Below are 1,219 nucleotides of genomic sequence, written 5' to 3'. Positions count from 1 at the left end.
AGAGGGTGTAAACGAAATGTTCTACGTCGCCAGTCTGGTAGCCAGGATACGCGCTTCGGCGAGCCAGACCCACGCCAGTGGGGCCCAGTCGGAGCGATCATGATGAACGATCAATCGACGGCAGCGCTCGTTCCATGCGTGCGTGCGCTCGACGACCCAGCGCTTGGCCTGGACGACGAAGCCCTTGGCAACCGCCTCGGGCCACAAGGGCTGTTGCGCGTCTTGCCAAGTGCCTGTGCTGCGATTGCCAGGGTGACGCACGACCTCGACACTGATGCCGTGCGTCTTCTCGATGGCCAGTGCGCACTGGCCGCCGTAGGCACCATCGGTGTAGAGCTTCTTGAGCCCCGGCACCTTGGCGTAGGCCTGAGCGACCACCGTTGCTGCGGTGTCGCGGTCTTGCACGCTCGCCGAGGTGATCGTCACGGCCAGCAGGAGCCCCAGCGTATCGACCACAAGGTTGCGCTTGCGGCCTTTGACCTTCTTGCCCGCGTCGAATCCGGTGTTGCCGCCCTGCGCGGTGCTGCGCGTGCTCTGCGAGTCGATGATGGCCGCGGTGGGCTCGGGTGCTTTGCCCACACGCTCGCGCCACTGCTGGCGCAGCCTGTCGTGCATGGTCTCGAACGTTCCAGCCGCACCCCAGCGCTTGAACGACATGTACACCGCCTGCCAGGGCGGAAAGCTCTTGGGCAAGAGGCGCCACGCACAGCCCGTGCGCAGCACGTAGCAGCAAGCGTTGACCACCGTGCGGCGCTCGTAGCGCGGCGGCGCGCCACGCTGGCCGGCGTGCGTGAACAAGTCGGCCACCAGAGCCCATTCGGCATCGGTCAGGTCCGTGTTCAGCCCGCTGGCGCCGTCGCTGCGTCGATGAGCCTCGGTGTAGCCCGTGCGCACGCCCGCACCGCGCCCCTGCGCGGCGCGCTCGCCGGCTTTGCGTATGGGCTTGAGCCGCTCGATCTTCGCCTCGCGCAGCGCCTTGCGTACGGTGACCGGATTGACCTTGACGCTACAGCGTCGAAACAGCTCGCGTGTGACTTCATCCAACGATGAGCGAGGTTGCTCTTGCGTGATCGCGCGCAGCACCGCAACGTGCTCGGCGCTCAAAGACGGTCTGCGCCCTGGGCGCCCTGGCACTTTGCTGTGTGGCACTCGCTGCCTCGCTTCGTTTCGTCTCGATCACAGCGTAACGCGCCAGGCGTAGATTTCGTTTACACCCTCT

The 1,219-nt window shown here is 66.0% G+C and carries 1 protein-coding gene; it reads right to left on the bottom strand.

The window, feature by feature from the left end:
• Positions 1 to 21 precede the first annotated feature (21 nt).
• On the bottom strand, positions 22 to 1,149 hold the full coding sequence (locus ACOVRJ_RS19730; protein WP_422045534.1) for an IS5 family transposase: 1,128 nt from the start codon (positions 1,147 to 1,149) through the stop codon (positions 22 to 24).
• Positions 1,150 to 1,219 lie beyond the last annotated feature (70 nt).

The sequence above is a fragment of the Roseateles sp. genome, from assembly GCF_049240545.1.
GTDB lineage: Bacteria > Pseudomonadota > Gammaproteobacteria > Burkholderiales > Burkholderiaceae_C > Paucibacter_A.
This window is presented reverse-complemented; position numbering and strand designations above follow the sequence as displayed.